Source organism: Mesorhizobium australicum, assembly GCF_900177325.1.
In the GTDB taxonomy this organism is placed as follows: domain Bacteria; phylum Pseudomonadota; class Alphaproteobacteria; order Rhizobiales; family Rhizobiaceae; genus Mesorhizobium_A; species Mesorhizobium_A australicum_A.
Window position 1 is genome coordinate 490,356 of the sequence record NZ_FXBL01000004.1, and the last position, 26,617, is coordinate 516,972.

The window sequence follows — 26,617 nt, forward strand, 5'->3', positions numbered from 1 at the left end:
ACGCGATTCATGCCCGGCGCTTTCTCGTCGATAAACCAACGCGCGGAGGGACATCTGAACGGGTGGTACGGTTCTTATCTGACTCGAACGCCAGATAGGCGGGAATTTCCGCCGCCGACATTGGGCGTGCGATGAAATATCCCTGCACTTGGTCGCAGTTCTCAGCGATCCATTCGAACTGCTCGGCCGTTTCTACACCTTCGGCGGTTACGTGCATCCCGAGCGTTCGCGCGAGATCAACAACGGTCCGGACTATCGCTTTACTCTTGGCGTCCGCCGGAACGCTCCTGATGAAGGAGCGGTCGATCTTCAATTTGCTGAACTGGAAACGCTGTAGATAGCTGAGCGAGGAATAGCCGGTACCGAAATCATCCAGTGCGATGCCTACGCCCAGATGGTTGATTTCCGTCAGAATCGGGAGGTTTGTCTCACTGAGCAGCGCCGACTCTGTGACCTCCAGTTCCAGTCGACGATGATCGATGCATGTATCCATCAAAGCGGTAATGATCGTGTCCAGGAACTGTGCGTGGGCAAGCTGGCGCGTAGAGATGTTGACCGCGACGGATAACTCTTCGGGCCACTTTGCTGCTTCCGCAAGGGCCGCTCGTAGTGCCCATTCGCCGATGGCAATTATCAGTCCGCTTTCCTCCGCCAGGGGAATGAATTCGTCAGGGCGAATCATGCCGCGGCTCGGGTGTCGCCATCTAAGCAGCGCCTCGAACCCCCCTGTCCGACGCGACGCAGTGTCCAGCAGAGGCTGATATGCAAGCTCCAGCTCTCCGTTCTCGGCTGCGTGGGCTAGGTCGGCCATCAACGCCCAACGGTCCCGGATGCGCGCTTCCATGCTGGGTTCGAACAGCATGACGCGGCCCCGGCCAGCGGCCTTGGCATCGTAGAGCGCAATATCGGCTTTGATGAACAGGTCGGCGCGCCCGGCACCTGCATGCGTGGAGGCGATGCCAACGCTCGCGCCTACTGTCAGGGAGTGACCCAGTTCAACGATCGGTCTCGACAACGTTTCGACGACTTGAATGCCCAACCGAACCAATTCGCGGGGAAGCCAGTTTTCCAGCACAATGGCGAACTCGTCGCCGCCGAGACGCGCGACGAGAGTATGTTGGGGCACGCAATTCCGCACCCGCTTTGCAACCTCTACCAGAACGGCGTCTCCGACCGCGTGTCCTTTCGTGTCGTTGATCTCCTTAAAGAAGTCGAGGTCAATCACAAGAACGGCGCGGCTGTCGTTCGCCCCAAGTTCTTCCTCTATTCTCCGATTGAATACGCTCCGACTGAATAGTCCTGTCAGGAAATCGTGCTGGGCAAGATGCTCGTTCTCCTCCCGGATACGCCTCTGCTCTGTGATATCGCGGAAAAACAAGGAGATTCCGTTCCCTGTAGGGAATGCGCGCAGATCGAGCCACATCTGACGAGCAGGGCTGAAGACCTCCACCTCCCACGGCTCGCCGGTGGCCAGAACACGCTCAAGCGACGGTTCAAATATTTCACGCTCGTCGCGCCTGAATAGGTTCCAGTACCGACTCCCAACTCCGAACTCAGCCAACTCCGGCACGAGTTCGAGTGCTCGGCGATTGAAGAACCTGATAGTCCAGTCGAGATCGAGAACCAGGACGCTATCACTCGTTGATTCCAGCACGGATGTGAGCTGATCTTCGCTTTCGGAGAGCTTAAAGAGACGTTCTTCGGCTATGCTATGAAGATCCCTGCGTGTCTTGATCACCCAGAGTTCACGAAGCCCGACCGTTAGCGTGAGAACGATTGTCAGACACGCTGCGAAGTACTGGTATAGGCCGCGCCCGAAAGCGCCCGAGATTGTGCCTGTTATGAGGATCAGAAACAGGATCAGCGCGGGGACAGCCGCCTGTCCGAGCAGGCGGGGCTTCTCCTGCTTCCCGTCGTCAAATTCGATTTCGGGTGCACGCGCAAGAAGGATGTGCTCGATCGCCGCCCAAGCGACGGTCAACGCGGAGATCATCCAAAGAAGGTGCGCCCACCCCCCGACCTGAAAAACGTCGCGCATGAGCTGGGAGGCATAGATCAGATCGGCAGCAGCCTCCACGAGCACTGCTACGCAGAGCAGTGCAATTGGCAAGCGGCGGGCACCACTCGGGTAGAGGACCAAGCGGATAACCGCCAAGGCAGCTACACTTCCCCACAATGCCGGATAAAGGAATGCCACCATGGTGGCGAACTCGTTCAGCAACGAGTCCTTTATTTCGTAGTGCAGAAGAAATCGCACTCCGAATATGACAGCGCCATACAATAGAATGAAATTGCATGCGGTGATCATCAGCGGCAGGGACTGCCGACGACCATATATCATGATACCCGCTGCAAAAAGCAGCGCCATCAGAAAGAAGGCCAAGTCAGGAAGCGTTGGAAATGCTTTGACGTCCCCGCTAAGGGCGGCCAGAATATAGGCTATGTTCCCGACCAAGTAAAAAAGAGAACCTGCAGCAAGAAGCTGCCACGCGGTTCTGTCGCGCCCCTTGCTAGCCAAAGCGGCCAGGCAGCCGAGAACAAAGGCCGCAAGTGGCCCAGCTAACTGTAGCGCCGCGAGCCAAGTCGTGGAAATGTCCTCATTCCAAGACGCCCAGCGCGGCAGGTTCCACAGCGCGGCGAGGCTGCCCGCGGCAACCGCCCCGAGGCACACCCTCGATAGAACTGCTCTTCGCGCCAGCTTCATACGAATGATTGGGCACAAAATCGTAGTCATATTGCTAATGAGTTCGGACCAAGGCGGGACATCTAGTCCTTTGGGCTTCCCTTCGTCATATGCAGGCGGAGCGGTCGACGGAACAGCCGGCCGCACCACACCGCTCCTCCATATGCTAAAACTTTAGGGGCTTACTCCCTAAACCTTTAGTCGTTGAGGCATAGGATGTGCTGCTTAAAGAGGTGGCCTTGTGATCGACTTCTCGCCAACGAGCGTAACGCGTGTCTACATACTCACGGCTGGGCACCCTCGCCTGTATTCTTGCCGCGCTGGTACTGGACGGCTTTCTGCAGGAATCTGGGCGCTGGGAACTCGGCGACCGTTGGATCAACAACGTGCTGATTCCGCTGGTCGTGGCGCCGCCGTTCTTTGGATTTCTTCTGAGCAAGCTACGGGAACTTTCGCTCGCACACGCCGCGCTTTCCCGCGTCGCCTCGCGCGATCCATTGACGGACTGTCTGAACCGCAGAGCATTTTCCTCCCTCATTGAGGCCTACCTTGAGCGCTTCGACGCCAACAGGGGAAGATCGGTCGGGGCGCTGCTTATACTCGACGTGGACAACTTCAAGTCGGTGAATGACAGCTTTGGCCATGACGAGGGGGATGAGGCGCTTCGACTGATTGCCCGCGTTGTCCAATCGAACGTGCGCGAGCTAGATCTTGTGGCGCGACTTGGCGGGGAAGAGTTTGGCGTGTTTTTGCCTAGCACTGATCCAAAGGTAGCTCACTCTGTAGCGGAGCGTATTCGCACGGCTGTTGAGGATGCACCTTTCTTTCCATCCGGCAAGCGACACGCGCTGTCCCTCAGCGTCGGCGGAACCACGTTCTCGACCCGTGCAACCTATCTGCAGCTTTATCGCCATGCAGATCGCCGGCTGTATCTCGCGAAAAACGCGGGGCGGAATCGTGTTTGCATCGCAGACTACTTCGACGGCTCATCTGAGAATCAACAACTGTTGGGCGTTGCGTAGTTTAATTTGACAAAACGTCTTCTCTCCGGTTGGCGAGCCCAATTCGGTGACGAGTGCCGTGGAATATTCTACGGGTTGCACACCTGCCGTTTACTCAGATTTGACACTCTGCGATTGTGCTCGGTGCAAGTGTGGTATTGTTCTGCATGACACGCTTGTACGAGGTCATATTCGTCCAGCACGATTTCCGCTTCATTGCGTTGGCAGTGTGTATTTGTGCGCTGGGTTCCCTGACCAGCATTGCTGTCGCCCAGCACGCTTTGAAGCACGAAACCCGCATCGTTCGCATGAAGTGGCTGGCGTTCGCTGGCTTGGTGACAGGATTGGGCGTTTGGGCCACGCATTTTACCGCGATGCTGGGATATCGGGACGATCTCGAAATACACTACGATCTTTCCGCTGCACTTGTCTCGATCGCATTAGCGGCGGGCCTGGCGAGTTCAGGGTGGCTGATCGGCTTTTCACGGCGCGAACATGGAATGCTTGCAGGCCTATTGTTTGGCGCTGCCATCGCCGCTGCGCACTTCATCGACCTGCATGCAATCCGAGTTGCCGGAACCGTCCACCATGACCCTCTATGGGTCTCGGCATCGCTCACGCTTGGACTCAGCCTCGGCGCTTTGTCTGGCTGGTTATTCGCCAAGGATAAAGATGAAGTCTTGGCTTGGTCCGCCGCGCTGGCATTCTTCTGTGCAATCGTCTCGCTTCATTTCGTTGCCATGGCCGGGGTCACTATCGTGCCGGGCGGTGATCTGGATTTGACAGGTTGGACCGGCACATCTGACGAATTGGCAGCAATGGTCGTAGGTAGCTTCCTGCTCCTTCTCGTAGCAGCCGTGACCGTCACATGGCAGTCAGCGAGCGCGGCACGGATCACCGCCCGCCAGCAGGCAGACCTACTCCAAGCGCTCGATACCTTACGCCGCAGCGAAGCGCATCACCGTGCATATGTGGAACTCAACCCACAGATCGCATGGGTGGCCAACCCCAGTGGACAAATCACCGAGATCGCACCCCTGTGGCGAGATTTGGTGGGCGTCTCTCTTGAAGAAAGCTACGGCGACGGCTGGAAGCGCGTCTTGCACCCCGACGACCTGCCACCGATTGTGGCCATGTGGGATGAAGCAGTTCGGACGGGTGACGAAGATCGGGTAGACGCTCGATATCGCGTGCGCTTGGTGGACGGCTCGTATCGGTGGTTCCGGGTCCGCGCACGGCCAAGGCGTGAGGTCGATGGGACCATCGTTGCCTGGTATGGAAGTCTTGAGGACATCCATGATCAAGTGCTTGCGGAAGAGGCGCTGCGGTTGAGCGAGGAACGTTACCGGCTAGCGTCTCGTGCCACGAATGATGTCATCTGGGACTGGTCATTCGAGGATCAGCGCGCCACATGGGCTGGGGCGCACAAGAAGGTTCTGGGTTACCCCCAGTTGCAGGGGCACACCGACCTCAGCTTCTGGCTTGATCGCATCCACCCTGACGATCTTCCACGCGTCCTTGCGAGCCAGTCGAGAGCCTTGGAAACGGGCGCGGACTACTGGCACGAAGAGTATAGATTTCTCACGGCCTCCGGCGAATGGATCGACACGAGATCACGCTGCATCATCGTGCGCGATGCGAACGGCCAGTCTGTCCGCCTCGTTGGCTCGATGCTCGACATTACGCAACAGAAGAAGGCTGAGGCAGAGCTCATGTGGGCCGCCTTCCACGACCCCCTGACGAAATTGCCAAATCGGTCACTCTATCGAGTGAGACTTCGTACCGCAGTCGAAATTGCCGGGCAAAACGACAATTACGTTGCTCTCATCGTCCTCGACATGAACGGTTTCAAGGAGCTGAATGATACGCTGGGGCATTCGGCCGGCGATAAGGTCCTGGTGGAGATGGCAGCCCGACTCTCCGAGAACCTCCCCGTAGGCGCTACGGTCGCGCGCTTGGGCGGAGATGAGTTCGCCGTTATCCTCCCTGACCTTCCATCTGTCACGTCCCAAGCGAGCGTGGTTGACCGAATCTCGCACATCCTTATCGACACTGTGGAGTACACTGGCCTCTCCATCCCGGTCAGCTTCTGCGGAGGAGTGGCGCTGTGGCCTCGGGATGCCCGCGAACCTGACGAGTTGCTGATTGCCGCGGACTTGGCCCTCTACGATGCCAAGACCAAGATGCCGGGAACCATTACGGAGTTCACACCCAGTCTCCGCATGGTCGCAGAGGAGCGGGCATTGATGCTGGGAAGGGCGCGTGCCGCTCTGACCAGTGATCGAGTCGTCCCCTTCTATCAGCCGAAGATCGATCTCCACTCTGGAAAGATCATGGGATGGGAGGCGCTGCTACGCATCACGGGCGAAGATGGAGAAGTCCACCCACCGTCGCGTATCGCTGCAGCCTTCTCCGACCCCGAAATCACCGTCAAACTGACTGACCGGATGCTCTCGCGCATGTTCTCTGATCTCGCGAAATGGCGAGCAATGGGGGTCGAGGTAGGACGTCTGGCTGTGAATGTCTCCGCTGGCGATTTCCGCCAGCAGACCCTCGCAGAACGCATCTTGGCCCACGCGCAAGAACACGGGCAGACACTGGCCGAAATTGACATCGAGGTGACGGAAGGTGTCCTCATCGGGCAACTCGGACCCGAGGTGTCGCGGATGCTGGAGGAGCTTCGGTCCATGGGGGTCATGGTTGCGCTCGATGACTTCGGCACCGGCTACGCCTCTCTCACCCATCTCCAGAAATTTCCCGTCGATGTCATCAAGATCGACAAGACGTTTATCGACCAGCTCGACTACCAAGATGCCAAGGCAACCGCTGTCACCGATGCAATACTTCAGATGGCCAAGCGCCTGGATATGCAGACCGTCGCCGAAGGCGTCGAGACGGTTGAGCAAGCCCGCTATCTGAAGGCGAGAGGATGCAACATCGGGCAAGGCTATCTGTTCAGCCGCCCCCTCCCGGCGTCAGAGGTGCCAGCATTCATGTCAGCTCCGGCGTTTCAGACCTGGGAGTTCGGATCGGCGCTGTCGCCAGCGCGTTAGTTAATGCGTCGCGGCACATCGAGCGGGACACTCTCTACAGAACGTGGTGACTTACGTCAGCCACCCTCGATTGCCCTCTTGCACCGGGGCAAGCGCGGTGTCGTGCCTTGCCCAAAGACGTGGCCCGAAATGTAGGGGCCGGCTGACCCTGGCATGAGCCTGCCGAGTTTTCACACGGCTTGACTTTGCATCCCCGGCATCCCACGTTCTGCGGCATGTTGATCGATCTTTGCACCCTCCCGCTTGAACGGGCGTTCCCCATCGCGGGCACCTAACCCCCGGCTCGGTCGCGTCGCGCCCCGGCCGCGGGGCATAGGGCTACACGCGCTGCGAAATGCGGCGATGTAGGAACGGCGACAAACCAATTCACACAGACAGTCCTTCAGCCGTTGCGCCCGTTGTCGCGCCCGCGGTTCGATCATTTGAAAGAGTTTTGAAATGGCCACCACCACGGGCAGGCGCAAGCCCGCCATCACCATGACCCGCTCCGACCATCAGAGCCTGTCGCGCCTTGCCGAGTCCCGGGCCGCAAGGGATCCGGATTTGTCCGACCAGCTCCTCGCCGAACTCGACCGCGCCCGCGTGGTGGAGGACAGGCGCATCGCGGCCGACGTCGTCCGCATGGGCTCGACGCTGCGGTTCACCACCGACGCGGGCGAGGACCGTACGGTCACGCTCGTATTCCCCGGAGAGGCTGACATCGCGATGGGAAAAGTGTCGGTCCTGACGCCTATCGGCGCGGCCCTGATCGGCCTGTCAGCCTCCCAGTCGATCGACTGGACGTCGCGCGACGGCCGCGTCCACAGGCTGACCGTCGAGCATGTCGGACAGAACGATGTCGCACGGCCGCCACGGCCGCAGCCCGAACTGCGGACGGCATGACCATGTCAATGCCTCTCAGCCGCCTCTCGCTTTACGGAGGATGCCTCATCGCAGGATCGTAGCCCCCTGTGCCGCACCCATGCGGCCAGGGGTTCTCCACCTCGTCCCGACTTACCGCTCCCAGGCGGAGCAATGGAGAACTACGATGTCAAAAGAAACCTGCATCCTCACCACGAAGGACTTCACTATCGTCGAGGTCATGCGCGACCGCTGCCTCGGCCAGGACGATCCGCTCGCGCCGATCCTCAAGCGCAAGATCGAATCCGCCATCGTCATGTTCCGCGACGACGTTCCGGACGATGTCGCCACCATGAGCAGCCGCGTCACGTTCAGCGTGAACGGGCGCGATCCCGATACCAGGATCATCTCGCACGACAGGATGACGTCGACGGTCGGCATGTTCCTGCCCGTCACCACCTTGCGCGGGCTGGCGCTTCTCGGCTTGGCCGAGGGCGAGCGGTTCGCGTTCACGAACCGCGACGGCGTCGAGGAGCGCATCCTGCTCAAGAAGGTGGACTACCAGCCGGAAGCGGCCAGGCGGGAAAAGGACGCTCTGGAGAGACACTCGATGGGACAAGCTTCCGTCAAGCCTTCGCTGAGACTGATCCGCGGAGCCTTCTACGACCGGGCGCCGATGGTCGCCGTCTCCCCTGACGGGTTCGACGATCCCGGTCCGTCGGCTGCGTGACGGTCGCGCAGTGATCGCAAAAGGCACACGATGACCGCGTATCTGCTGCTGGCCGTCGCGGCCTTTTTCGCGGAGAATACTCAACACGGTGGCGGGCGGAGGCACGTTCCTGACCTTCCCCGCCCTCGTCTACACGGGGGTGCGTCTGGTGGCCGCCAATGCGACAAGCGCCGTCGCCGTCTTTCCGGGGTATCTCGGCGGGGCGGCAGACTTTCGCGGGGAGATCAGGGCACTCGACCGGGGCATGCGACTGCGGGCCACTGCAGCCACGGCCGCAGGAGGACTTGTAGGATCGCTGCTGCTTCTCGTGTCGTCCAACGAAGCTTTCGAGGTCGTGGTCCCTTTCCTTTTGGCGCTAGCCACACTCATCTTCGCGTTCGGCGACCGCCTCAGGAATGTGATGGAGAAGCATGCCGCCGGAGCGGGTGCCGCCGGACACGTCGGGACGATCGTCGTCGCGGTCTACGGAGGCGACTTCAACGGCGGTCTCGGGATCATTCTCCTTGCGCCGTTTTCGCCGTGGGGAATGCGTGACCTCAACCAGATGAACGGTCTGTCCTTCATCGTGTCGGCGATCTCGGTCGCCACCTTCGCGGCCGCCGGCTTGGTGGCCTGGCGGCCTCAAGCTTGAACTCGCGGCTGAACTTCCTTCGTTGATTTCTTACTCTCCAGTTCCGTCAAACACCTTATCTCGGTGTCCACCAAACCGGCAGCAGGCTAGAAGGATTGGCAGCGCCAGCGTGAAGGGCGGAACTGTCGTCGCAAGATAACCGCTGCACTGCTCCGGTAGCGACCATGTCCTGCCTTGGCCGAGCATCCGGTCTGGGTTTGACAGTCTTCGAGCCGACATCGAATGGCTGTGTGCTGAATGTCACCCATGGCGCGACGCTCTGCTGCAACGTCTGCTAGGCCACCTCTTCCACGCGCGCTCGCTTCTCAACGATCATTGCGACCTCTGAGGTGTGACGGGTTCCCCATTCGCATAGCGGTGCGAGCAATTCGGCCAGGCTTCGACCAAAGTCCGTCAGCTCGTATTCGACGTGCGGCGGGACCGTCTGGAAGTCGATACGGCGAACGACCCGATCGTCCGCCAGTTCCTTCAGGTGCTGGATCAGCATCTTCTCGCTGACTTTGGTGACGAGCCTGCGGAGCTGTCCTGTCCGCTTAGAGCCGCTGGCGAGGTGATAGACGATCAGCGGCTTCCACTTGCCGCCAAGGATGGCCAGAACCGCTTCCAAGCCACATCGAAAGGTCGTCTCGGTCATTTTGATCTGCCGATTCTGATACTTACAAAATGGTGGGTACTGGAACAGGCGTCTGCGTCGTCTTAACTGGATCCGACAGCGTTGTCGACGCGCATCGCGTTCGCCGATCGCCACGCGAGCGCTGCGCGATTCAGATTTGCAGGAGGCGTCTATGAGGTTCGGATTTTTTGGAGCAGGTGTTGTCGCAAAGACGATCGCGCGTCACCTCCTGCCATTCGGGCACGAAGTCCTGCTCAGCAAGATCGTGATCGTCGCCTGATCCTTCATCCTCCGCCCGGATCAACTCGGATCGCTGCGCGACTGCGCTGCATGAACCCGTAAACTGAAGGGAATGCTATGACCAAGATCCTCGTCACAGGCGCAACCGGCAATATCGGCCGCCAAACCCTGAAACATCTACTGAAGCGCTGGCCCACCAGCGAGCTCGTCGGCCTCGCCCGCGATCCCGCCAAGGCAGCAGATCTTGCCGCCCACGGGATCGAGGTACGCCAAGGCGACTACCTCGACTATGAGGGGCTGGTGCGCGCCTTCGAGGGCATCGAGAAGGTCATGCTCGTGTCCGCCACGGCCTTTACCGATCGCAACACCCAGCATCAGAATGTCATTGATGCAGCCAAGCAGGCGGGCGTCCAGCACATCGTGTTCATGCCGATTATTCGCAAGCCTGACTCTGTCTTCATACTGCCGCAAGTCACCGAGGAAGATCTCTTCGTCGAGGGAAGGCTCAAGGCCTCTGGCCTGAAATACACGCTGGTCCGTCATCCGCCATTTCTTGACAGTGTCGAACTCTACGTTGGTGGCAATATGCTGGAGACCGGCGTTCACATGCCTGCGGGTGCGGGCAAGGCGGCCTATGCCAGCCGTGACGATCTTGCCGAAGCGCATGCGGTCGTGCTGAGCGAACCGGGCCATGAGAACAAGACCTACGCACTGTCCGGCGATTCGGCCGTCTCCTTCGAGGATATCGCACAGATCCTGTCGGAGGTCAGCGGCAAGGAGGTGCTATTCATCGCCGTCTCGGATCAGGACTATATTGCCCGCCTCATGGCTCAGGGGTTGCCCGAGCCGGCCGCCGGCTTTGTGCTGGCATGGGTGCATGGTGTCAACGCTGGCGAGTGGGAGGGCAAGACCGGTGACCTGGAGAAACTCCTTGGTCGCAAGCCGACGACGCCGGCCGAATTCCTGCGAGCCAGCTATGCTTCGCTCGAAACTTGAGACCGATAGCTAGTCCATAACGGTCGCACAGGACCATGGAAAAGCGAGGTAGGCGCGCGTGAGGTATGCGCCAGTCTCCGCCGCATGCGAAGCTTCGCGGCGATCATGAATAACGAACGCGCATCACCGTCTGGTGCCGAACAGAAGCATTGGATTGGAGGAAGAAGCAGGCATGGCTGAAACGTATCGTCTCCACTGTCCGTCGTCAGGGTTTTTGAGACAAACGGCAGCCTGATTTAGCGGAGGCTCTGGCTCATCTGGGTTGTCAATTTAGGCTGCGGCTTTGCGATGCTGCAAGCGCCGCTGTTCGATGGTCTTTCGCTTGATCCTTTCTCGTTGCAGCAGGATGGTCTGGCCTCGCCCGAAGTAGACGTCGGCGGGGGTAAGATTGTCGAGGCTCTCGTGGTAGCGCCGATGGTTGTAGTGCTCGACGAAGGCGGCGACCTGGGCTTCGAGATCGCCCGGCAGGAAATAGTTTTCGAGCAGGATGCGGTTCTTCAGTGTTTGATGCCAGCGCTCGATCTTGCCCTGCGTCTGGGGATGACAGGGTGATCCGCGGGTATGATCTATGTCCCTATCCTGCAGCCAGTCGGCCAACTCGCCGGCGATGTAGCACGGCCCATTGTCGGAAAGCAGGCGTGGCCGTTGATGCACCGTTGCCTGGTCGCAGCCTGATGCTGTGAGCGCCAGGTTCAGCGTGTCGGTGACGTCCTCGGCCTTCATGGTGGTGCACAGCTTCCAGGCGATAATGTAGCGGGAGAAGTCGTCGAGGATGGTGGAGAGATAGAACCAGCCCCAGCCGATCACCTTCAAATAGGTGAAGTCGGTCTGCCAGAGCTGGTTGGGCACCGTCGTTTTGTCGTGGAACTCGTTGGCCGCCTTGATGACGATGAAGGCTGGGCTGGTGATCAGGTCGTGCGCCTTGAGCAGACGATAGACCGAAGCCTCCGAGACAAAGTAGCTTTCGGTGTCGGTGAAGGTTACAGCCAGTTCGCGCGGCGACAGCTCCGGCTTGTCCAGGGCAAGGTCGATGATCCGGTCCCGCACGCCCTCGGGAATGCGGTTCCAGACCCGTCTCGGCCTTGGGCTGCGATCCTCGAGCGCGTCGACGCCGCCGCTCAGGAAACGATCATACCATCGATGGAAGGTGGCGCGGGGGATGCCGAGTTGTTCCAGTGTGCGCCGCGCCGGCAAGTGGGATTTCTCGACGATCCGGATGATCTCGAGCTTTTCGGAAGCAGGGTATCTCATTCGTCGTCGCCCCCATCCGCGATCATGCTTTTTTTAAGCAGTCGCAGTTCCAGCGCCTGCTCGGCGACGACCTCCTTCAGATCACGCGTCTCACGGCGAAGAACCTTGACCTCATCGGTGGTGGCAGCCCGCGCCGTGTCGCCCGCCAGCCGCTTCTTGCCCGCCTCGAGGAATTCCTTCGACCAGTTGTAATACAGGCTCTCGGCGATCCCTTCGCGCCGGCACAACGCCGCGATCGACTCTTCACCGCGTAGTCCCTCCAGCACGATGCGGATCTTCTCCTCCGCTCCATACTGCTTGCGGGTGGCCCGGCGGATGTCCTTGATCACCGCTTCTGCAGGGCGCTTCTCTGTCCCGGATTTCTGTCTCATCTTCGCTCCTTGAATGGCTACGATGAACCAGAAATTCTCCCCTCTCAGTTAAGCCGATTTTGTCTCATTGGTGCTGACGCCGGACAATCGCTCTCCGTTTGACAACGACGATACAATTTCCCAGAAAACGGAGACGTCGTTATCTGAGACTTCGTCTATTCGCGCATGAACGCGGGCTCTAAGTTTCTCACCCTTCAAAAAATTCCTGTGCTCGCGACGTTCGGGCGGAACGTCGGGTCTCCTTAAATCTAGTTCACTTGAAGGATACTCGTTTTCTTCTTCTTGCCGCAAATTTTGTTCTTGAACTTTATCGTTCAAGATCTTTTGGATATCGGCAAAAGGCACATACTTAAGATGGATTCCCTTGAAATTGGCCGAAATTTCGAAGTAGCGAGTCTCTCCATCTTTCGGCAATATGCAGAACTGACGGGACCCAAGCCGGGCGGTTCCGCTTTTTCCTAGGCTTGCTAGCCTGTCACTTTCCAAGGCAATTCCGTTTCCGTTAGCTAGGGTAAGATAAGCGATGCAGCCCGGCTTTTTGGATTTGATCCTGATAGGCACCTCAATATCCAAGCCTGTGCCGAGGCGCACGGCCGCTTCTTGGCCCTCATCTACGATTTGGGCGAATAACGCGGCAAGGCGGTCGACATCCTGTTCGGCAAACTGTTGACCCGGCCGCGTCTGCAAAATACCCGAAAGGTCAATTTCCCATCCGACATCTGCGCCAAAGTGGCGAGAGACGACTTTCTGATATTGCGGGTTATGCGCGCCACGCTCAGAAAGCGACGGTGCGTTGAATTTGCGCTGGACCATCCAAAAATCCCAACCGGAAACGCTAAAGATTAATTCTAGGCATGCTGTGACGGCAATGTAAGTGCTATCGGGCGATGTGGTGACCGGGCGCTATTTGCGCGCTTGAAAAGGATCGTTTTCGAGCGGATTTGAATCCCCTTTCTGCGATCCGGTAGAATTTTTCTCGAAGCCCGGATTTCCGTCATTTCTCGAACCATGAAGAAGGCGTGCCGCCGTCGCCGGGGGCTGCGCTCGAAAACGATCCATAGTGAGGGCTCACGACAGAACACCATCAAGATTGACGAACGGGCGGACGCCGCACACGAGAAAGATCGCCTATCTGCGCGTCTCGACGTGCGAGCAGAAGCCGGATCGCCAGATCGACGGGTTGAAGATGATTTGCGACGAACTGCATATCGAAACCCTCTCGGCCACCGCGCGGCGGCGACCGGTCTATCAGACCGTGATGCGCCGGCTCCAGCCGGGCGATCTCTTCATCATCTGGGACCTCGATCGCGCGTATCGGTCGGCCAAGGATGCGCTGAACGAGCTGGACCGCCTGCGCGGGCGCGGCATCGACTTCCTGATCGCCAATCTCGATATCGACACGACCACGCCGCACGGGCGGCTGGTCTACACCATCATGGGCGCGCTGGCCGAGTTCGAGCGGGCGACGCTCTCGCGGCGCACGAAGGAGGGACTGGCGGCGGCGCGGGCGCGCGGCAAGCGCCTCGGCCGGCCGCCGCGCCTGAACGATGCGCAGTTGCGTAGTGCCGATACGCGCATTGGCGCAGGCGCAACCTATACGGCGATAGCGGCAGAGCTCGACGTCGATGCCTGGACGCTCTCATGTTCGCTGCGCCGGTATCACATCCGAAAGGCAAGGAGATAACTCATGGGACTGCTCGGCATCTTCCTGCTGGCCACGCTATGCATCGGGCTTCCGCTCGCCCTGGTGATGGGCGGGATCGGCAGCTACCTCGAATCCCGTAACGAGAAGACATGCGTGGAGTGCGCGGAGACAATTCTGAAGGATGCGCGCAAGTGCAAGCATTGCGGCGCGATGCAGCCGGAAAGCGTCAAGGCCGTAGCCGTCCCGGCTGAGACGGCTTTACCGGCAATCGCGAACCGGCAATTGTCGGACAAGGCCGGGCGGCTGAAAGACAGCCCCGGCATGGCCGATCTTCAGACCCGCCTGCGCGATGAGCTCGCGCGCGGTCAACGCAAGCGCTTCTGGTGGGCTGTCGGCGTGACCACCTTCCTTATGGTCAGCGCGGCGTCGCGTGGTGCGAGATTCGATATGGTTATTGCGCAGGGCGTGATGGCGGGCGCAGGCGCGATGCTTGTCTATCTGTTGCTGGGTGCCTTGCACCGCCGCAAGCTCAACGCCGCCTACCGTGCGGGCGTGGAGGGGATGGACGAGCCGGCCCCAATGGCAGGTCAGGAGGCGGCGCAATGAGCGACTACAATCAACTGCATCGCGCGGCGCATGATCCATACTACCGGATTGCCTTTGAAGACCGGCAGCGCCGCGAGAAGGAGAGCCGCGACATCGCGCAGACGCTCGCACGCGGTAACGCCTCAAGATCGCCCGACATATCCATGCCCGGCTTGTCCATCCCCTCATCGCCGGAAGTGTCCGTGGGGAGCTATTCCTCGTCCGGTGCGTCGTCATCCGCCGAGCCCGACGCGGTTGACCGTGCCCTCGGGGCGGTCTTTGGCTTCCTTGCGCCGGCGATCGCTTACGTGGCCATCAGCTACGGCATGGTGTGGCTCTGGGCTCACCACTTTTACAAAGGCCCGGTCGCGTTGCTCTTCCTAGCCCTGTTCCTGCTGCTGTCTGTCGGTTTCGTCGTAAGATACTGGCGGCAGGCGATCGTGATCGCGGCCATCGCGACGTTTTACTGCCTGCGCTGACGCGCCATGATGCGGGAGCTGAATGAAAAAGAGCGTGCCGTCCTTGTGGCGGCAGTCGTGTTTCACAACGACGTGGTTCGGGCATGGGACGAGGGTGTGCCGTTGGCGGAGGTTGCGGCCATGCATGAGCATATGGTCCGCCAGCGCCGGAATGTCGGATGGGCGGCGATGGATGCAGGGCCGGACGTACTGGCGTTCGGCGCGTGGCTGAGCAGTCGCCTGCTATCCACGTGGCGGTTTTTGCAGACCTCGGCCGAAGGCGGCCGGGTGCCGGTAAGACCGACGACGATTGAGATTTCCGCGCCGGTGCAACCGTGACCGGCGCGGAGCAGGGAGGCAGCGAGGATATGGCCTTCTTCTGCCTCTTCCGGCTGCGCATGACGCCCGAGCAGGTCGCGGTGATGCTCGATCCGGGCGATCCCGCCATGCAGAAAATCTGGACCATCTATCTGCGCGACCGCTTCGCCTATGCACGGCGCTACACCACGATTGCCCGCTATCTGACCCCGAAATCGTAAGGCGCAAGATATGACCGAACGGCTGACGCCTGAGGAACGCGGGGTACTGGACGGGGCGCGGAACTACTTCAACATGATGGCACGCCTGATCCACCGGGCGAAGATGGCGCGGCGCGTGATCGGTACCGGTGTGACGCTGAAAGAGACGGCGTCCCTCCATGACGATATGCAGGCGCACCGCAATGCTGTCTGCCGGCTCGACAAGGGCGACCATTTAAGCACCGAGTACCGCGAAGACCTGCACGACGTTGCGCTGATCCTCTCGACCGACCTTCTCAGCGCATGGCGCTGCCTCGTATCGGAAGCGGCCGGGACGCAATCTTTTCCCACGCCGCCGCTCAAGAAGCCGACAATGTACGAGCACTCCGCCTCCAATGGCTGGGGCTGAGCCTACAGGCGGTTGGCGTAGGTCTAGACGGGCTCAAAGAAAAACCGCCACCCGGGGGTGGGCAGCGGCGAAGGGGATTTCGATGGGGGCAATGGCTAGGTCCTTCCAGTCACGCGCTGCTTTTTCTCGTCCGCTCTTGCATTGTAGATCGTGGTTTGCAGGGCCGTCTCCGTGTCTTGGAATGCCACACTGTCCATGACTTTCCAGAGGTGCATGTCGAGCGGTTTGAGATCCTTTACCCGCAACATGAGCTTCAGAAAGCGATTGAAACGGGGTTGATACGAGCCGATCGGCTCCTTGAGCTGGATCGTCATCTCAGGCCGCCTTTCCAAAGCGTGCCACCTGATCAGCCTGCATCTGCGCGCGATAGATGGCGTCCAGCTTTTCGGCTTTCTCCAGCAGGGCTTTGAACGTCTTGAGGCAGATGCGGGCCTTAGCCTTCTCGGCATAGGCTGCATCGTACAACTCTTTGACATCAAAGATAGAAATGGCGTTCTGGTTGGCTTGGGACCAACTCAGCCAATCGGCGAAGCGAAGCCCCACTTGCTTCAATGCATTCATAGTAAATTCCTTTCCACACAATAAGTTTAAGGCTCAATGGAGAGGAAATTATATGTAAAATATTAAAATAAGCTTAAAACTGTTAAATATTCTCTTTTTATTGATAGCTTTTATTAGTATAATCAGGATTAAGAGAGAATTTTTCATGAAAAACTATCAAATTTCGGCGGCAAGGGCGATGACAGGCTGGTCTCAGACGGAGTTGGCCGAGCGCGCCAATTCCTCGCTCACGACTATTTCCCAGGCAGAGACCGGCAACAACGCCGTATCGACTAAGCTGGCGGCTAAGATAGAGCAGGTTTTCAAGTCCGAAGGCATCTTCTTCACCGAACGCGGCGTCGAAAAGCGCGACACGGCTATCTACACCATCGGCGGCGACGGCTGGTGGCTTCAGGTGCTGGACGATGTCTACCAGTCGATGATCGACCAGAAAGGCGAAATCCTTCTCTTCTGCGCGGATGACCGGGAGTCGGGCGAAGAGGTCGTGCGCTCCTGGGCGCGCATCCGCAAGCTCGGCGTCTCCGTGCGCCAGCTCGTGCGCGAGGACAACGATTATCTCCTTGGCCCCGTCAACGAGTACCGCTGGATTCCGAAGGAATTTTTCACGAACTACGTCACCATGGTCTATGGCGAGAAGGTGTGCATCTGCGCCGAAAACAATACGAAAGCCGTCATCTTCAAGGACAGGCAGCTTGCCCGGATGATGACCAATCTTTTCAACTGGAACTGGAGCCATGCCGAGCAGCCTACAAGCAGCAGCGCCACCGATGCCGACCGACTATAGGGTCACCATCAACGGGCGATACGGCACCCTTGAAGCCTCGGCTGCCAGGTTGCAGGTCAGCGTCGGCAATCCGCGCTACGAGGGCCGCAAACTGGAAGCTCTGGCGGACTTCTGTCGGCGCCGCTACGAAAATACGACTGTGGTTCTCTCCGACACATTGCAGCGTCACAACCTGCCGGAGCCCCAACGGTACTGGATGGCGTGCCGGCGTGAGGGGCAGGAATGGCTGGAGCGAAATCGCGCTGCCCTGCACGGGCTCACCATCCGCCGTTGGGACGATTACCTGATGGACCCGCGCTATGCTTCCGCCAGAGCGCTGATCGATAAACTGACGGCCAGTGGTCCGGCTCACGAGGCGATTCTCGCGCTGGCTGAAAGGCAGACATCTATTCCCATAGAACGAAGCCTCTCCTTCCTGCGCGAAGAACTGGCAGTCTTCTCCTTCATGATGGAAGACAAGGCTATCGACATATATGCAGGAAGCTGGATCACGCCCGCCATCCGCGAGCTCAAACTTCCAGCGTTCGATTGCATCCGCTGCCTGTCGGTCGATCTCGAGCGGAAGCGGACCGCGAAACCTGACCTCGCATTGAGTGCCTAGAAATCACCTCTACACAGCTACGCCGAAGGCAGGATCGGATTCCGATTGCTTCCTTGCATCGTCTTCCGGAGTGATTTCGTCGACGGTCGCTGCCGACGTGTTTATGCCACCGGTTCCTGACTTCGCGGGTCTGACGCGAACCTGCACCATCCAGCCATTTCGATGACGCTTGCCGGGGGGCGGCCTGCCGTCAATGACCTGCCCGATCCATTCGCTTCGCTCCCGTGTGGGCCATGACGGGGCGGCCTGTTGCCGCCCGGCTTCTTTCGCGCATCGGCTGGATGATCCGGCCGCGAACTTGACAGCGAAAGGAACAAGCAATGTCAAAACACACCAAACCCGAGCGCCCGCTCTACCGGGTCACGTTCTCCCGCATCACCGGCAAGGATGAACACGATCAGGACATCCTCTCCCGCCCCAAAGAAATCGGCGCGGTCTGGGCAAGGAAGAACGGCAAGACCGGCGCTCTCATGATCCTCGACCTGATCCCGGTCGAACTCTCCCAGCGCCAGGGCGTCATCTTCCTGGTGCCGCCTTACGAAGAGCGCGACGGAGGCAAGCAGTGAGCGCGGCGCTCACCGTCGCCGGCCTGAACGACCTGTTCCGTGAGACTTTCCTCACGGGGCGGGTCGTCCTCACAGACGGCATCGCATCGCTTCCCGATGATCTTCGCGAAGCGGTCATCACGCGGGTCCGCACCTTCGATGCGTTCTCGCCGGACGACGATCCGTACGGCGAACACGACTGCGGCGCGTTCGACCAGCCGGGCGTCGGCAAGGTCTTCTGGAAGATCGACTGTTACGATCCCGAGTATCGCCATCGCAACGAAGACCCGGCCGATCCGAAGGTCACGCGCCGAGTGCTGACCATCATGCTGGCGGAGGAATACTGATTGCAAGCGTCAGTCGAAGTGCGGTTCAAGGCCCGCTCCAACTAAGGCGCGTGGAATTGGCCTGCCTCAGTTCAAGGGAAATAGCACAGTTCGAGATGGCTGGAGCGGAACTCTGCAAGACTGCGTAACACTACGGGTCGATTAGAACTACGCGAAGTTCGCAACGTATAACTACCAATTTATCCGAATGATTCATCGTTGATAGCTTCAACGATTATATCTCTAATATCATTGCTGAGGACGACAGCATCATCGGACAATTTCCTCAGTGTTTCAATTTTTCCAGCTGCCAATAATATTGTCGCAAAGTAATCTGTGGAAGAAACATCGTGACGATCCCACAGTTCCAACGCTAAATCTTCGAATTCATCCGAGAGTTTTTGATCGAACTCATCGTAGCTCAGGACAAATTTCTCACATATTACATTCAATATAAATATTGCATCCTCACGGTCATTCTCCCGAATCCCCTTGACCGAATTGCGTAGAGTTGTGACAAACCTCAGCGCCTGTTCATGAGAAATATGAACCGGTACCTTGTCTAATTCATCAGATATTACTTCGAGTATTTCATTCATACAGTGGAATATGCGTTATGTTTTGTTTTGCATTCCGATATAGTTTACCATCAGACCCCAGATATTTGCCACCGATTTGTACCTGTGCTGTCCACATTTTGCGGGAGTTTGACCCGACCGGCGCTCCCCGATCTGGAGAATGCCATTTGATCTCGACTCGTTGGCCCTTGAGAAAGAAGCGATATTTATATCCCTCATCAATTCTTTGGCTTTTGGTAAAAGGGAGTTCACGGTTGGCGGGGATCAACTTTCGAATTTGCTTCAATGAGACACCGCCACCCGTCAGCGCCGTGGATATGTCCCGAGCCGAAATCCTTTGAAGTTGTGATAAAGATTTTGCGTACCCAATGTTTGATTTTAGGCCATTCAATGAGCCAAGCGTATACGTACCTTCACCTGTAACGAGCCCAAAATTTCGACCGACCGCCAAGGCCCTTATGGGGTGCTTAATCAAGGAATTGCTGGAACCGCCTTTTCGAACACCATGGCGAGGTATCGTTGATGCCGCGCCACGAGCGTTATCATTCGCCGGCCGCGCCAAACGCCGGACACCGCTGGCGCTTGCCTTTCTTTTGATTGCATTCGGATGGTTCTGCGCTGCCATTCGTCGAACACCATGCATTGCTAGGGGTCGCCGTACTGTCCTTTGCGCTGATGGGGACTGCCGCTGCGCCAGCGTCCGGCGCAGCCTTTGGGCTTGCGCCAATGTGTTCGCGGCGGGCTTTCTTGCGATTCCCGGCTGGCGAATCCCGTTGTTCAATCCCGTCATCCGGCCCGCACGCGGAATAGTTTGCGCCTGCGGTCGCCTGACCTGCGGCCTCACCACCGGCGGCCTGACTACGCGCGGAGCGGGACGATAAGTAGGAGCGCGATAAACCGGCGCGGACCAGCCGCCGCGCCGCTGTACTTTGAGGATTAGGGACGGGCTATCCGGCCTCGCAAAAAAAACGGACGGCTGCGCCGCCCATAGCGAGGCTTCGGGCAATACCAGCAGCAAGGCCAGCACCACCCGCGGAAATATCCTTCTGATCCCGATCATGACGCTTTACCCGGCCAACGATTTCCCTATTCTTCAAACATCTTGCTACGGGTGGGGCATGCGGACAACGGGGTCGCGGGACAAATTATTAGCGGTGAATGAACGGCTGGGCGCGGGATGGTTTTTCTTGGTGCTGGCAGCGAATGCGTTGATGCCGGTCGCGGCACCGGCTCAGGAAACCTCCGTCCTCGAACTGGTGGATGAATGCGATATCCTCGCCGCCCATCCTGACGACCCAGAGCGCTACGCCGATGGCGTGGCGGATGATGCGATTGTGCCAAAACTCGCGGTGATGGCCTGTGAAGCGGCCATCGAGCAGGGTGCCGTGCCGCGATACATATTTCAGCTTGGCCGCGCCCTGCTGGCGGGCAACAAGCGCAGCGAGGCTTTTGCGCAATTCAATAAAGCGGCAGATGCTGGCTATGCCGCCGCCTCGGCCTATCTTGGCGATGCCTACCAGTTCGGCTACGGCACGGAGATTGACCCCGCCATGGCCTTGGCCGCCTACCAGAAGGCGGTTGCGGGCGGGTTTGAGATCGCCAAGGTGCAGATCGACCAGCTGCAGTTCAACCCGCAGATGTACACGGGCGAATTCCTGCCCGCGTTCTTCAATTCCGATTTTGCGAGCATCAACGGCAAGTCGAAGGATGAGGGCGTGGGGCCGCTGGCACGCAACTATGTCTTCAATCTCGTTCAGACGGTCATGAACGAATGCGGCGAGGTGCTTTCACCCGCCAGTGTGCCGAAGCTGTTCCGCTATCGCTATCCGTCTGGCTGGACAGCGCAGGCCGATGAGAATGTCGCGGTCGCCATCCAGACCTCCGTTGCCGAATATGACGGGCAGGCCTTTCTAAAACGGCACGGGTGCGAGGGAGCGGTGGCGAAGCATGTGTTTTCGCGCATGAATGCGTTTTTCTCGGAACAATGAGGGCGGGCGTGAGCGTGGGACGGTTTTTGAAGTCGGGCATGGCCGCGCTGCTATTGGCGTCGATGGCAAGCGCCGCCAGTGCCGAAAAGCTCTTTACCGAGCTGGGCGGGGCCAAGGCATACTTGCCGGATGATTTTGCCTGCGCCGCGAAGGCGCGCATAACGGTGCGCGCGGACGATCCGGCCTATTTCAACAGTGACCGCGCCAACCTCGAAAAGATGATCGCTGGCGTCCGCGCGGTGCTCGGCTTCCAGTGCGACCAGATCGAGGACGTGATGATAAGGGGCGTTGCCGGTGACAAAACCGTCTATGGCGGCGTGGTCACGGCAAAGAACGACTGGCTGCTGATCGACGTGCCGGTGAGCATTGTTGATGGCGCTCCAGCCCAGACGATCCCGCCGCCCGCGAGCGAGACGCCCAAGAATGCCGGGTCGGTGACGGCGCTGGCATTGCCGCCCAAGCCGGACCAAAATGCCGGGGGCGCAAAGCCGTTTGCGGCAGAGCCGCCGCCAGCACCGCCACCGGCGACGAAACCGGAAGCCTCCGGCGGCATTGAGCAGTTCAAAGATGTCCAGCGCAACATTCAGGGTGGCAGCTTTCCCGATGCGGGCTATAATTTCGCACCGCTAATTGCCTCCCTCTACCTCGGGAAGCTGAGCGACATCCCCGACGATCAGGAAAGCCGCAAGACAGTCGGCAGCATCATCGCCTCGGTCGCCGAAAACTGCGGCGACCGTCCCATCAATGTCGCCCGCGCCTTTATCGCCTATATCGACCCAAAGCTCGGGCGAGCCATGTCAGGCGATCGGGACGCGTTGATGCAGGAGGGTCTTGGCCGCTTAGCCGAAATGCTCAAAGGCATGTCTCAGGGTATGCCGGGGATGATGGATTACATCGAAAGCAATGCCTGGCAGATCGCCGAAGCGAAGGCGGACGGGCGACTGTTCATCCAGAACTACGGATGTCAGGGCGCAGACTTTGGCAAATTCGAGAGAAGCCTGCACAGCATCATTCTCCAGCGCTCGGGAAGCAACTTCGATCCCTATGACGTTATCGCCTATTCTCGACTCATGAGCCCGGCGCTGCGCAATCGTCTCGGCTACGCCGATCCGGACGAGGCGCTGCGCGAGCGCGAAATGGCAGGCTTTCATCAGGCCGCCCAGAAATCCTGCGAGGGGCGGTTCGATCAGTCCGGGTTTTGTGCCTGCGCGGTCGATAAACTCAAGGATGCCAGCCTGACGAAGGACCAGTGGCAGACAATTGGTGGCGAGTTCGCGAACGTAACACGATACGGCGCACTCCGCCCTGCCATCGCAGCATGCTATTGAGAGCAGCGAACATGACATCTGGCGGGTCTATACTTCTACGGGGAATTGCAACGGCGGCAGCCCTGACGGTGGCGTTGCCGCCGCAAGCAGCTGCGAACGATATTTTGCGCTTCGGCGAGCAGCTTCTCAACGAGATGCAGCGCAACAGCGGCGGCCGGGTTATCCGCCGCCTCGATGAGGATGAAATCATTCGCCGTGTGCCAGACCGGCGGCAGCAGCGTTCCGAAACGAGGCGGCAGCAACGGAAGACGCAGCAGCGCAGCGCTGAATCCGGCCCGAGAGGAAATCCCACCGTCTACCGGCTCCAACAATTCCTGATCGCGAACGGCTTCAATCCCGGCGAACCGGATGGAGATTGGGGACGCGCAACCGAACAGGCGCTTAAAGACTGGCAGGCCTCCATCGACAACGAGCCGACCGGCGTCCTGACCGACCCGCAGCGCATGACGATTTTTGGGACGACCGACCCGGCCGGAACCAAAACCGCCGAGCAACCCGCCCAGCCGATGACGGCACCAGCGCGTGTGGCAGCAGCCACCCCGCAGGGCGGAGGCTACGTGCAGGTCAATCGCCCCGGGTACGGCGTATGGTATGGGCGCATGGCCTGCAAGCGCGACCGGGAGACGCTGGATACGCAATTCGAGTTCGATATCGCCACCCGAAAAGACGGTTATTACGAACTGACGCTGGCCCTATACCGTCCGAACGACAAGGACGGACATGTCACCTACACAACCTTTTTGGGTGAGGACATTCGCGGCAAGGAAGGGACGCGGAATTTTGTCGTCAGCAAACGAGATAACGACATCGGCGCGATCACACCGGGCAACTTTACCCTGACAGGCGATATCTTTGGAAGCGCACCGCTAGAAGCCGCTTTTTCAAGCGGGCCGTGTCCTAGCTTCGCCGCCGAGCATTATTCGGCATGGGGATCGAGGATGACGCCGACTGCCGCGATACCTGTGGACGGTGGAACGTTTGTGTCACTACCGACGTGGCGGGATAGATGCGAAGCGCTCATCGGGTGGATGGACAAATTGACGGTCGAATACCCCGGCCATGATTTCCTCAAAGGGGATCGCAGCAATCACCGGCGCACCCTGCCTCTGTTTGCCGATGACGATTTCCTCCCGGTGTTCGGGCAGGCGTTCGACGCCCTCAACGAAGAATCGCGGCGGAAAATCTGGGACGAGATCGGCGATCATTGCGAACGAGACCCGTTCACCCGCGACCGGATGCGCATCTACAACTATTTGATCGAGGGGCGATTCAGGGAATATGGCGTCCATGCGCCTATGTTCGGGGTCCGTGAAATCCGCAAGATCAGGAACGAGGTGCGCGCCCTCGCTCAGCAAGCTGCCGCACCGATGAGCGGGGATCGTCCTTTCCGTTCGGTCGCAGGCGATCTGATCGCGGTTCGCGAACAGATCGCCGCGAAATCGACCCAGCTATGGCCGAGCGAGACGAAGGATGCGGCGGCCGCCATCGACGCGCGCATCCAGACGCTCGCGCGCGCCGAGGCGGACAAGGCGCTGGCCGCAACGCAGGCTGCTAGCGATCCGGCATCGGGTTTGAAGCTGGCAGGCGATGCTCTCTCCAATGACCGTTTTGGTTTCCTTGCCCAGATGGCTGCGGCGGATCGGGATCAATTCACGCGCGCTATCGAGGAGTTGCAGGCAGGTTTCGCCGAGCAGTTATTTGCGCCCGAGCTATCCAAAGCATCGGCAGCGCCCCGCGATCTCGGCGGCGTCCGCCAGATCGCCGAGCAGTTGAAAGCTGTGCCCGCAATAACAACCGGCATACCGGATACCCCGAAGCAGAAATTCATTGCAGCCCTGACCACCGAGCGCGACAAACGCCTTGTTGAAATCGTGGACCGCAGGATTGCCGAGTTGACGGCGCTGCCACCCGGTCTGGCCGGGTTGAGCGCTGGCGCGACATGGGCCGATACGCTCAAAGCCGATTTTGCCGGGTTTAGCGATAACGCCGCCCTCAAAAAAGCTGAGGGCGAGTTCGGTAAAGACCGGCAGCGCCGCCTAAAAGAAGCCCTCCCGGAATTTGAGGCTCGCGCGCGTTCCATGGCAAATCAGGCGGAAGCGGCGGCCCTGGTGGACCAGTATTTTTCCATGCCGAGCGACAAGCGTGAGACGGTCTGGCTCGAATACATGTTCGCTGCGAACGCGGTTGGTTCATAGCCAAGGCTTGGTAATACCAGTCAATCGGGCATAGCGCGGTTCGCAAGATGTGCGGGGTAGTACCCCGCATCTTGGCAAGGGGGTCGCTGCGCACCCCCGTTGCATCCCCCGGCCTGTGGCGCAAATCAGGCATTGAGCCTTCACGCGCCATCCGACCGTATCGCCGGTCGATCACTCGCAGGCGTCTGACCGCTGCACCACCAGTCAAGGAGCGTTCGGAGCTCCCCGACACCCCATGACCAACCCTGCGCGGTTTGGATGCGCGCCATCTTCTCGAAGATGGATCACGACCAGGGGCGTCCGCCGCCCCATGGACCCGCGCCATGCTCCCGCGCATGGAGGCGGCCGGAGGAGATGTCGGCTCTCCCCCGGACCCCATCGAGCAGGCGGAGATTTTGCTCTCCTCCTGCACCTCCATCAAACAAGCATTGCCGCCCGTTCCGCAACCATGCCGTTCACAATCTTTACAATGCCACGCATGTGGTGAGATTTAGCATGACCGAATCTTCCGAGCCGATTCCCGATCAACCCGCGCCTGGTGTACTTGCCGGAAACCTTGGCAAGCCAATCAAGCTGACGGATTTGCAGCTCAATGGCGTCACCGCCGAAGCCGGACGCGGTGGCCAAACGATCAGCATCTATACGCGTCTCTATCTCACTTCAGATGATCGCTTTTTTCACCGAATCGTGGAAGGCGTGACTGCCCATATTCAATATCGGGCGGGACAGGCCGGACAGTCCATCGACTTAACCCGCGTCGGTCTCATGTTGCTGATAGTTCACCCCGACAATACGGGTGATTTGTGGCTCGATGCGGCGGCCGTTACGATCAAGATTCTGATCAAATGCCCCATGGCGGCAGGAGCGGTCATTTTCGAGAAGGACATCGCGGATGTGACTGGAATGTCATTCCCGCTCGTGGAGATCGATAAGAAGGACCGCGTGATCTGCATTTTCCGAGAAGGATGGCGGTTTGCGCTTTTCTGCGATTTCAATCCCGACGGCGATCTCTCAATAGAGGATATGGAAAGGGATCTCGGAACACTCCACCGACGGCTGAAGTACCGAGACTTGTATGACTCCATCGCTGACCAAAACGTTTTCGGGCGTCTCGTCGAGGCGGGTTGGTTCCCGTTTGTTGAAATTCTCGGCGCGGAGTTTCGTCAGCTTGCGAGCCACTGCGAAGCAGGGTTCGAGCTCGACGAGATCGAAGCGAAGCTGCTTACCACGTTCGATGTGCCGCGGATCGAGAGCATGTTTGCCCGATGGATGGCTAAACCTCACTTTGCCGGCAAGGAGCTTCTGCTCCGATCGGCCCTCAAAAATTTCGCATCCGGCGACTCTGTCGCGGTACTGAAAATTGTGCTGACCGAAATCGAAGGCATATTGCGCGATGCGTACCGGAAGGTTCACGGCAAGGGGGCGAAGCTTAATAAGCTCTTGGAATTCGCGGTCTTGTCTGCCGAGAAAAAAGCCGGACAGCCGGACACGCTGCTGTTTCCGGCAGCATTCGCTCATTATCTGAAATCCCACACATTTGCAGATTTCGATCCTGGGACGCGAACCGGCAAGGCAAGTTCGCGTCACGCAGTCGGACATGGCGAAGCCGATGCGGAGAGCTATACGCAAGTGCGGGCGCTTCAGGCGCTGCTCACTCTCGACCAATTAGCTTTCTACACCTGACATT

Annotated in this window: 28 protein-coding genes; 20 read left to right on the forward strand and 8 right to left on the reverse strand. The window is 59.1% G+C overall.

Translation table 11 applies throughout. From position 1 onward, the window contains the following. Window positions 1–7 precede the first annotated feature (7 nt). The gene (locus tag B9Z03_RS04755) at window positions 8–2,704 is read right to left on the reverse strand and encodes a putative bifunctional diguanylate cyclase/phosphodiesterase (protein WP_176247423.1); all 2,697 of its coding nucleotides are present in this window, start codon (window positions 2,702–2,704) and stop codon (window positions 8–10) included. Window positions 2,705–2,955: 251 nt separating this feature from the next. Here B9Z03_RS04755 and B9Z03_RS04760 point away from each other — a divergent pair, with 251 nt between their 5' ends. The 5 genes from B9Z03_RS04760 (at window position 2,956) to B9Z03_RS04780 (ending at window position 8,938) form a co-directional block, all read left to right on the forward strand. Next, window positions 2,956–3,705 (forward strand): GGDEF domain-containing protein, encoded by a 750-nt coding sequence (locus tag B9Z03_RS04760; protein WP_139832161.1) that lies wholly within the window; start codon window positions 2,956–2,958, stop codon window positions 3,703–3,705. 146 nt (window positions 3,706–3,851) lie between these two features. Continuing rightward, complete coding sequence (locus tag B9Z03_RS04765; RefSeq protein ID WP_139832162.1) at window positions 3,852–6,737, forward strand: bifunctional diguanylate cyclase/phosphodiesterase; 2,886 nt, start codon at window positions 3,852–3,854, stop codon at window positions 6,735–6,737. Between the two features lie 438 nt (window positions 6,738–7,175). Beyond that, a complete protein-coding gene (gene rnk, locus B9Z03_RS04770; protein ID WP_085463133.1) occupies window positions 7,176–7,619 on the forward strand; it encodes a nucleoside diphosphate kinase regulator in 444 nt (147 codons plus the stop codon). A 145-nt stretch (window positions 7,620–7,764) separates the two neighbouring features. Further along, entirely contained in the window at window positions 7,765–8,307 is a 543-nt protein-coding gene (locus B9Z03_RS04775) for a hypothetical protein (protein WP_085463134.1), read from the forward strand. Window positions 8,308–8,395: 88 nt separating this feature from the next. Continuing rightward, window positions 8,396–8,938, forward strand: a complete 543-nt coding sequence (locus B9Z03_RS04780) for a TSUP family transporter (protein WP_244561664.1) — start codon at window positions 8,396–8,398, stop codon at window positions 8,936–8,938. A gap of 274 nt (window positions 8,939–9,212) precedes the next feature. On the opposite strand, the gene B9Z03_RS04785 is transcribed toward B9Z03_RS04780, so the two are convergent. Then, window positions 9,213–9,572 carry a winged helix-turn-helix transcriptional regulator gene (locus B9Z03_RS04785; RefSeq protein WP_085463135.1) on the reverse strand — a complete coding sequence of 120 codons (360 nt, stop codon included), beginning with the start codon at window positions 9,570–9,572 and terminating at the stop codon, window positions 9,213–9,215. A gap of 336 nt (window positions 9,573–9,908) precedes the next feature. Here B9Z03_RS04785 and B9Z03_RS04790 point away from each other — a divergent pair, with 336 nt between their 5' ends. Next, entirely contained in the window at window positions 9,909–10,787 is an 879-nt protein-coding gene (locus B9Z03_RS04790) for an SDR family oxidoreductase (RefSeq protein WP_085463136.1), read from the forward strand. 270 nt (window positions 10,788–11,057) lie between these two features. On the opposite strand, the gene B9Z03_RS04795 is transcribed toward B9Z03_RS04790, so the two are convergent. After that, a protein-coding gene (locus tag B9Z03_RS04795; protein WP_139832163.1) for an IS3 family transposase occupies window positions 11,058–12,409 on the reverse strand; the annotation gives its coding sequence in 2 pieces (ribosomal slippage) (window positions 11,058–12,073 and window positions 12,073–12,409; 1,353 coding nt in all). A gap of 48 nt (window positions 12,410–12,457) precedes the next feature. Further along, entirely contained in the window at window positions 12,458–13,222 is a 765-nt protein-coding gene (locus B9Z03_RS29295; protein WP_139832164.1) for a hypothetical protein, read from the reverse strand. Between the two features lie 277 nt (window positions 13,223–13,499). Here B9Z03_RS29295 and B9Z03_RS04800 point away from each other — a divergent pair, with 277 nt between their 5' ends. From B9Z03_RS04800 to B9Z03_RS04820, 6 genes are read left to right on the forward strand one after another with little or no spacing between them, the layout of a single operon-like run. Then, window positions 13,500–14,093 carry a recombinase family protein gene (locus tag B9Z03_RS04800; protein ID WP_176247424.1) on the forward strand — a complete coding sequence of 198 codons (594 nt, stop codon included), beginning with the start codon at window positions 13,500–13,502 and terminating at the stop codon, window positions 14,091–14,093. A 3-nt stretch (window positions 14,094–14,096) separates the two neighbouring features. Further along, window positions 14,097–14,660, forward strand: a complete 564-nt coding sequence (locus tag B9Z03_RS04805) for a hypothetical protein (RefSeq protein WP_085463138.1) — start codon at window positions 14,097–14,099, stop codon at window positions 14,658–14,660. Next, the gene (locus B9Z03_RS04810; RefSeq protein WP_085463139.1) at window positions 14,657–15,118 is read left to right on the forward strand and encodes a hypothetical protein; all 462 of its coding nucleotides are present in this window, start codon (window positions 14,657–14,659) and stop codon (window positions 15,116–15,118) included. The genes B9Z03_RS04805 and B9Z03_RS04810 overlap by 4 nt, the downstream gene beginning before the upstream one ends. A gap of 6 nt (window positions 15,119–15,124) precedes the next feature. Then, window positions 15,125–15,436 carry a hypothetical protein gene (locus tag B9Z03_RS04815; RefSeq protein WP_085463140.1) on the forward strand — a complete coding sequence of 104 codons (312 nt, stop codon included), beginning with the start codon at window positions 15,125–15,127 and terminating at the stop codon, window positions 15,434–15,436. Window positions 15,437–15,465: 29 nt separating this feature from the next. Further along, a complete protein-coding gene (locus B9Z03_RS29735) occupies window positions 15,466–15,636 on the forward strand; it encodes a hypothetical protein (protein WP_176247425.1) in 171 nt (56 codons plus the stop codon). A gap of 10 nt (window positions 15,637–15,646) precedes the next feature. Then, a complete protein-coding gene (locus tag B9Z03_RS04820) occupies window positions 15,647–16,024 on the forward strand; it encodes a hypothetical protein (protein ID WP_085463141.1) in 378 nt (125 codons plus the stop codon). 95 nt (window positions 16,025–16,119) lie between these two features. Here B9Z03_RS04820 and B9Z03_RS04825 read toward each other — a convergent pair whose 3' ends face one another. Beyond that, a complete protein-coding gene (locus tag B9Z03_RS04825) occupies window positions 16,120–16,338 on the reverse strand; it encodes a hypothetical protein (RefSeq protein WP_085463142.1) in 219 nt (72 codons plus the stop codon). 1 nt (window position 16,339) lies between these two features. After that, a complete protein-coding gene (locus B9Z03_RS04830) occupies window positions 16,340–16,585 on the reverse strand; it encodes a hypothetical protein (RefSeq protein WP_085463143.1) in 246 nt (81 codons plus the stop codon). A gap of 145 nt (window positions 16,586–16,730) precedes the next feature. Here B9Z03_RS04830 and B9Z03_RS04835 point away from each other — a divergent pair, with 145 nt between their 5' ends. From B9Z03_RS04835 to B9Z03_RS04850, 4 genes are all read left to right on the forward strand, one after another. Further along, window positions 16,731–17,369, forward strand: a complete 639-nt coding sequence (locus tag B9Z03_RS04835) for a helix-turn-helix domain-containing protein (protein ID WP_085463144.1) — start codon at window positions 16,731–16,733, stop codon at window positions 17,367–17,369. Beyond that, the gene (locus B9Z03_RS04840) at window positions 17,353–17,970 is read left to right on the forward strand and encodes a hypothetical protein (RefSeq protein ID WP_085463145.1); all 618 of its coding nucleotides are present in this window, start codon (window positions 17,353–17,355) and stop codon (window positions 17,968–17,970) included. The genes B9Z03_RS04835 and B9Z03_RS04840 overlap by 17 nt, the downstream gene beginning before the upstream one ends. A gap of 320 nt (window positions 17,971–18,290) precedes the next feature. After that, the gene (locus B9Z03_RS04845) at window positions 18,291–18,536 is read left to right on the forward strand and encodes a hypothetical protein (protein ID WP_085463146.1); all 246 of its coding nucleotides are present in this window, start codon (window positions 18,291–18,293) and stop codon (window positions 18,534–18,536) included. Beyond that, the gene (locus B9Z03_RS04850) at window positions 18,533–18,862 is read left to right on the forward strand and encodes a DUF3768 domain-containing protein (RefSeq protein WP_085463147.1); all 330 of its coding nucleotides are present in this window, start codon (window positions 18,533–18,535) and stop codon (window positions 18,860–18,862) included. Before B9Z03_RS04845 ends, B9Z03_RS04850 begins: the two co-directional genes overlap by 4 nt. Before the next feature lie 179 nt (window positions 18,863–19,041). Here B9Z03_RS04850 and B9Z03_RS29300 read toward each other — a convergent pair whose 3' ends face one another. Both B9Z03_RS29300 and B9Z03_RS29740 read right to left on the reverse strand, forming a co-directional pair. Next, a complete protein-coding gene (locus B9Z03_RS29300; protein WP_139832167.1) occupies window positions 19,042–19,440 on the reverse strand; it encodes a hypothetical protein in 399 nt (132 codons plus the stop codon). Next, the gene (locus B9Z03_RS29740) at window positions 19,433–20,044 is read right to left on the reverse strand and encodes a polymorphic toxin type 30 domain-containing protein (RefSeq protein WP_176247427.1); all 612 of its coding nucleotides are present in this window, start codon (window positions 20,042–20,044) and stop codon (window positions 19,433–19,435) included. The genes B9Z03_RS29300 and B9Z03_RS29740 overlap by 8 nt, the downstream gene beginning before the upstream one ends. A gap of 433 nt (window positions 20,045–20,477) precedes the next feature. Between B9Z03_RS29740 and B9Z03_RS04860 the strand changes: the two genes are divergently transcribed. The 4 genes from B9Z03_RS04860 to B9Z03_RS30005 all read left to right on the forward strand — a co-directional run bounded on the left by B9Z03_RS04860 (window position 20,478) and on the right by B9Z03_RS30005 (window position 26,613). Beyond that, the gene (locus B9Z03_RS04860; protein ID WP_139832168.1) at window positions 20,478–21,407 is read left to right on the forward strand and encodes an SEL1-like repeat protein; all 930 of its coding nucleotides are present in this window, start codon (window positions 20,478–20,480) and stop codon (window positions 21,405–21,407) included. Between the two features lie 38 nt (window positions 21,408–21,445). Then, complete coding sequence (locus tag B9Z03_RS04865) at window positions 21,446–22,735, forward strand: hypothetical protein (RefSeq protein ID WP_085463150.1); 1,290 nt, start codon at window positions 21,446–21,448, stop codon at window positions 22,733–22,735. Window positions 22,736–22,803: 68 nt separating this feature from the next. Beyond that, window positions 22,804–24,930, forward strand: coding sequence for a peptidoglycan-binding domain-containing protein (locus B9Z03_RS04870; protein WP_176247428.1), 2,127 nt, complete (start codon window positions 22,804–22,806; stop codon window positions 24,928–24,930). Between the two features lie 495 nt (window positions 24,931–25,425). Next, complete coding sequence (locus B9Z03_RS30005) at window positions 25,426–26,613, forward strand: hypothetical protein (RefSeq protein ID WP_210191343.1); 1,188 nt, start codon at window positions 25,426–25,428, stop codon at window positions 26,611–26,613. Window positions 26,614–26,617: the final 4 nt, after the last annotated feature.

Bases quoted from the DNA above. Each gene is read 5' to 3' on its own strand.
- B9Z03_RS04755 (WP_176247423.1), bottom strand. From the start codon at position 2,704: ATGAAGCTGGCGCGAAGAGCAGTTCTATCGAGGGTGTGCCTCGGGGCG.
- B9Z03_RS04765 (WP_139832162.1), top strand. From the start codon at position 3,852: ATGACACGCTTGTACGAGGTCATATTCGTCCAGCACGATTTCCGCTTC.
- rnk (WP_085463133.1), top strand. From the start codon at position 7,176: ATGGCCACCACCACGGGCAGGCGCAAGCCCGCCATCACCATGACCCGC.
- B9Z03_RS04775 (WP_085463134.1), top strand. From the start codon at position 7,765: ATGTCAAAAGAAACCTGCATCCTCACCACGAAGGACTTCACTATCGTC.
- B9Z03_RS04785 (WP_085463135.1), bottom strand. From the start codon at position 9,572: ATGACCGAGACGACCTTTCGATGTGGCTTGGAAGCGGTTCTGGCCATC.
- B9Z03_RS04790 (WP_085463136.1), top strand. From the start codon at position 9,909: ATGACCAAGATCCTCGTCACAGGCGCAACCGGCAATATCGGCCGCCAA.
- B9Z03_RS29295 (WP_139832164.1), bottom strand. From the start codon at position 13,222: ATGGTCCAGCGCAAATTCAACGCACCGTCGCTTTCTGAGCGTGGCGCG.
- B9Z03_RS04805 (WP_085463138.1), top strand. From the start codon at position 14,097: ATGGGACTGCTCGGCATCTTCCTGCTGGCCACGCTATGCATCGGGCTT.
- B9Z03_RS04810 (WP_085463139.1), top strand. From the start codon at position 14,657: ATGAGCGACTACAATCAACTGCATCGCGCGGCGCATGATCCATACTAC.
- B9Z03_RS04815 (WP_085463140.1), top strand. From the start codon at position 15,125: ATGATGCGGGAGCTGAATGAAAAAGAGCGTGCCGTCCTTGTGGCGGCA.
- B9Z03_RS29735 (WP_176247425.1), top strand. From the start codon at position 15,466: ATGGCCTTCTTCTGCCTCTTCCGGCTGCGCATGACGCCCGAGCAGGTC.
- B9Z03_RS04820 (WP_085463141.1), top strand. From the start codon at position 15,647: ATGACCGAACGGCTGACGCCTGAGGAACGCGGGGTACTGGACGGGGCG.
- B9Z03_RS04825 (WP_085463142.1), bottom strand. From the start codon at position 16,338: ATGACGATCCAGCTCAAGGAGCCGATCGGCTCGTATCAACCCCGTTTC.
- B9Z03_RS04830 (WP_085463143.1), bottom strand. From the start codon at position 16,585: ATGAATGCATTGAAGCAAGTGGGGCTTCGCTTCGCCGATTGGCTGAGT.
- B9Z03_RS04835 (WP_085463144.1), top strand. From the start codon at position 16,731: ATGAAAAACTATCAAATTTCGGCGGCAAGGGCGATGACAGGCTGGTCT.
- B9Z03_RS04840 (WP_085463145.1), top strand. From the start codon at position 17,353: ATGCCGACCGACTATAGGGTCACCATCAACGGGCGATACGGCACCCTT.
- B9Z03_RS04845 (WP_085463146.1), top strand. From the start codon at position 18,291: ATGTCAAAACACACCAAACCCGAGCGCCCGCTCTACCGGGTCACGTTC.
- B9Z03_RS29300 (WP_139832167.1), bottom strand. From the start codon at position 19,440: ATGAATGAAATACTCGAAGTAATATCTGATGAATTAGACAAGGTACCG.
- B9Z03_RS29740 (WP_176247427.1), bottom strand. From the start codon at position 20,044: ATGGCAGCGCAGAACCATCCGAATGCAATCAAAAGAAAGGCAAGCGCC.
- B9Z03_RS04860 (WP_139832168.1), top strand. From the start codon at position 20,478: ATGACGCTTTACCCGGCCAACGATTTCCCTATTCTTCAAACATCTTGC.
- B9Z03_RS04865 (WP_085463150.1), top strand. From the start codon at position 21,446: ATGGCCGCGCTGCTATTGGCGTCGATGGCAAGCGCCGCCAGTGCCGAA.
- B9Z03_RS30005 (WP_210191343.1), top strand. From the start codon at position 25,426: ATGACCGAATCTTCCGAGCCGATTCCCGATCAACCCGCGCCTGGTGTA.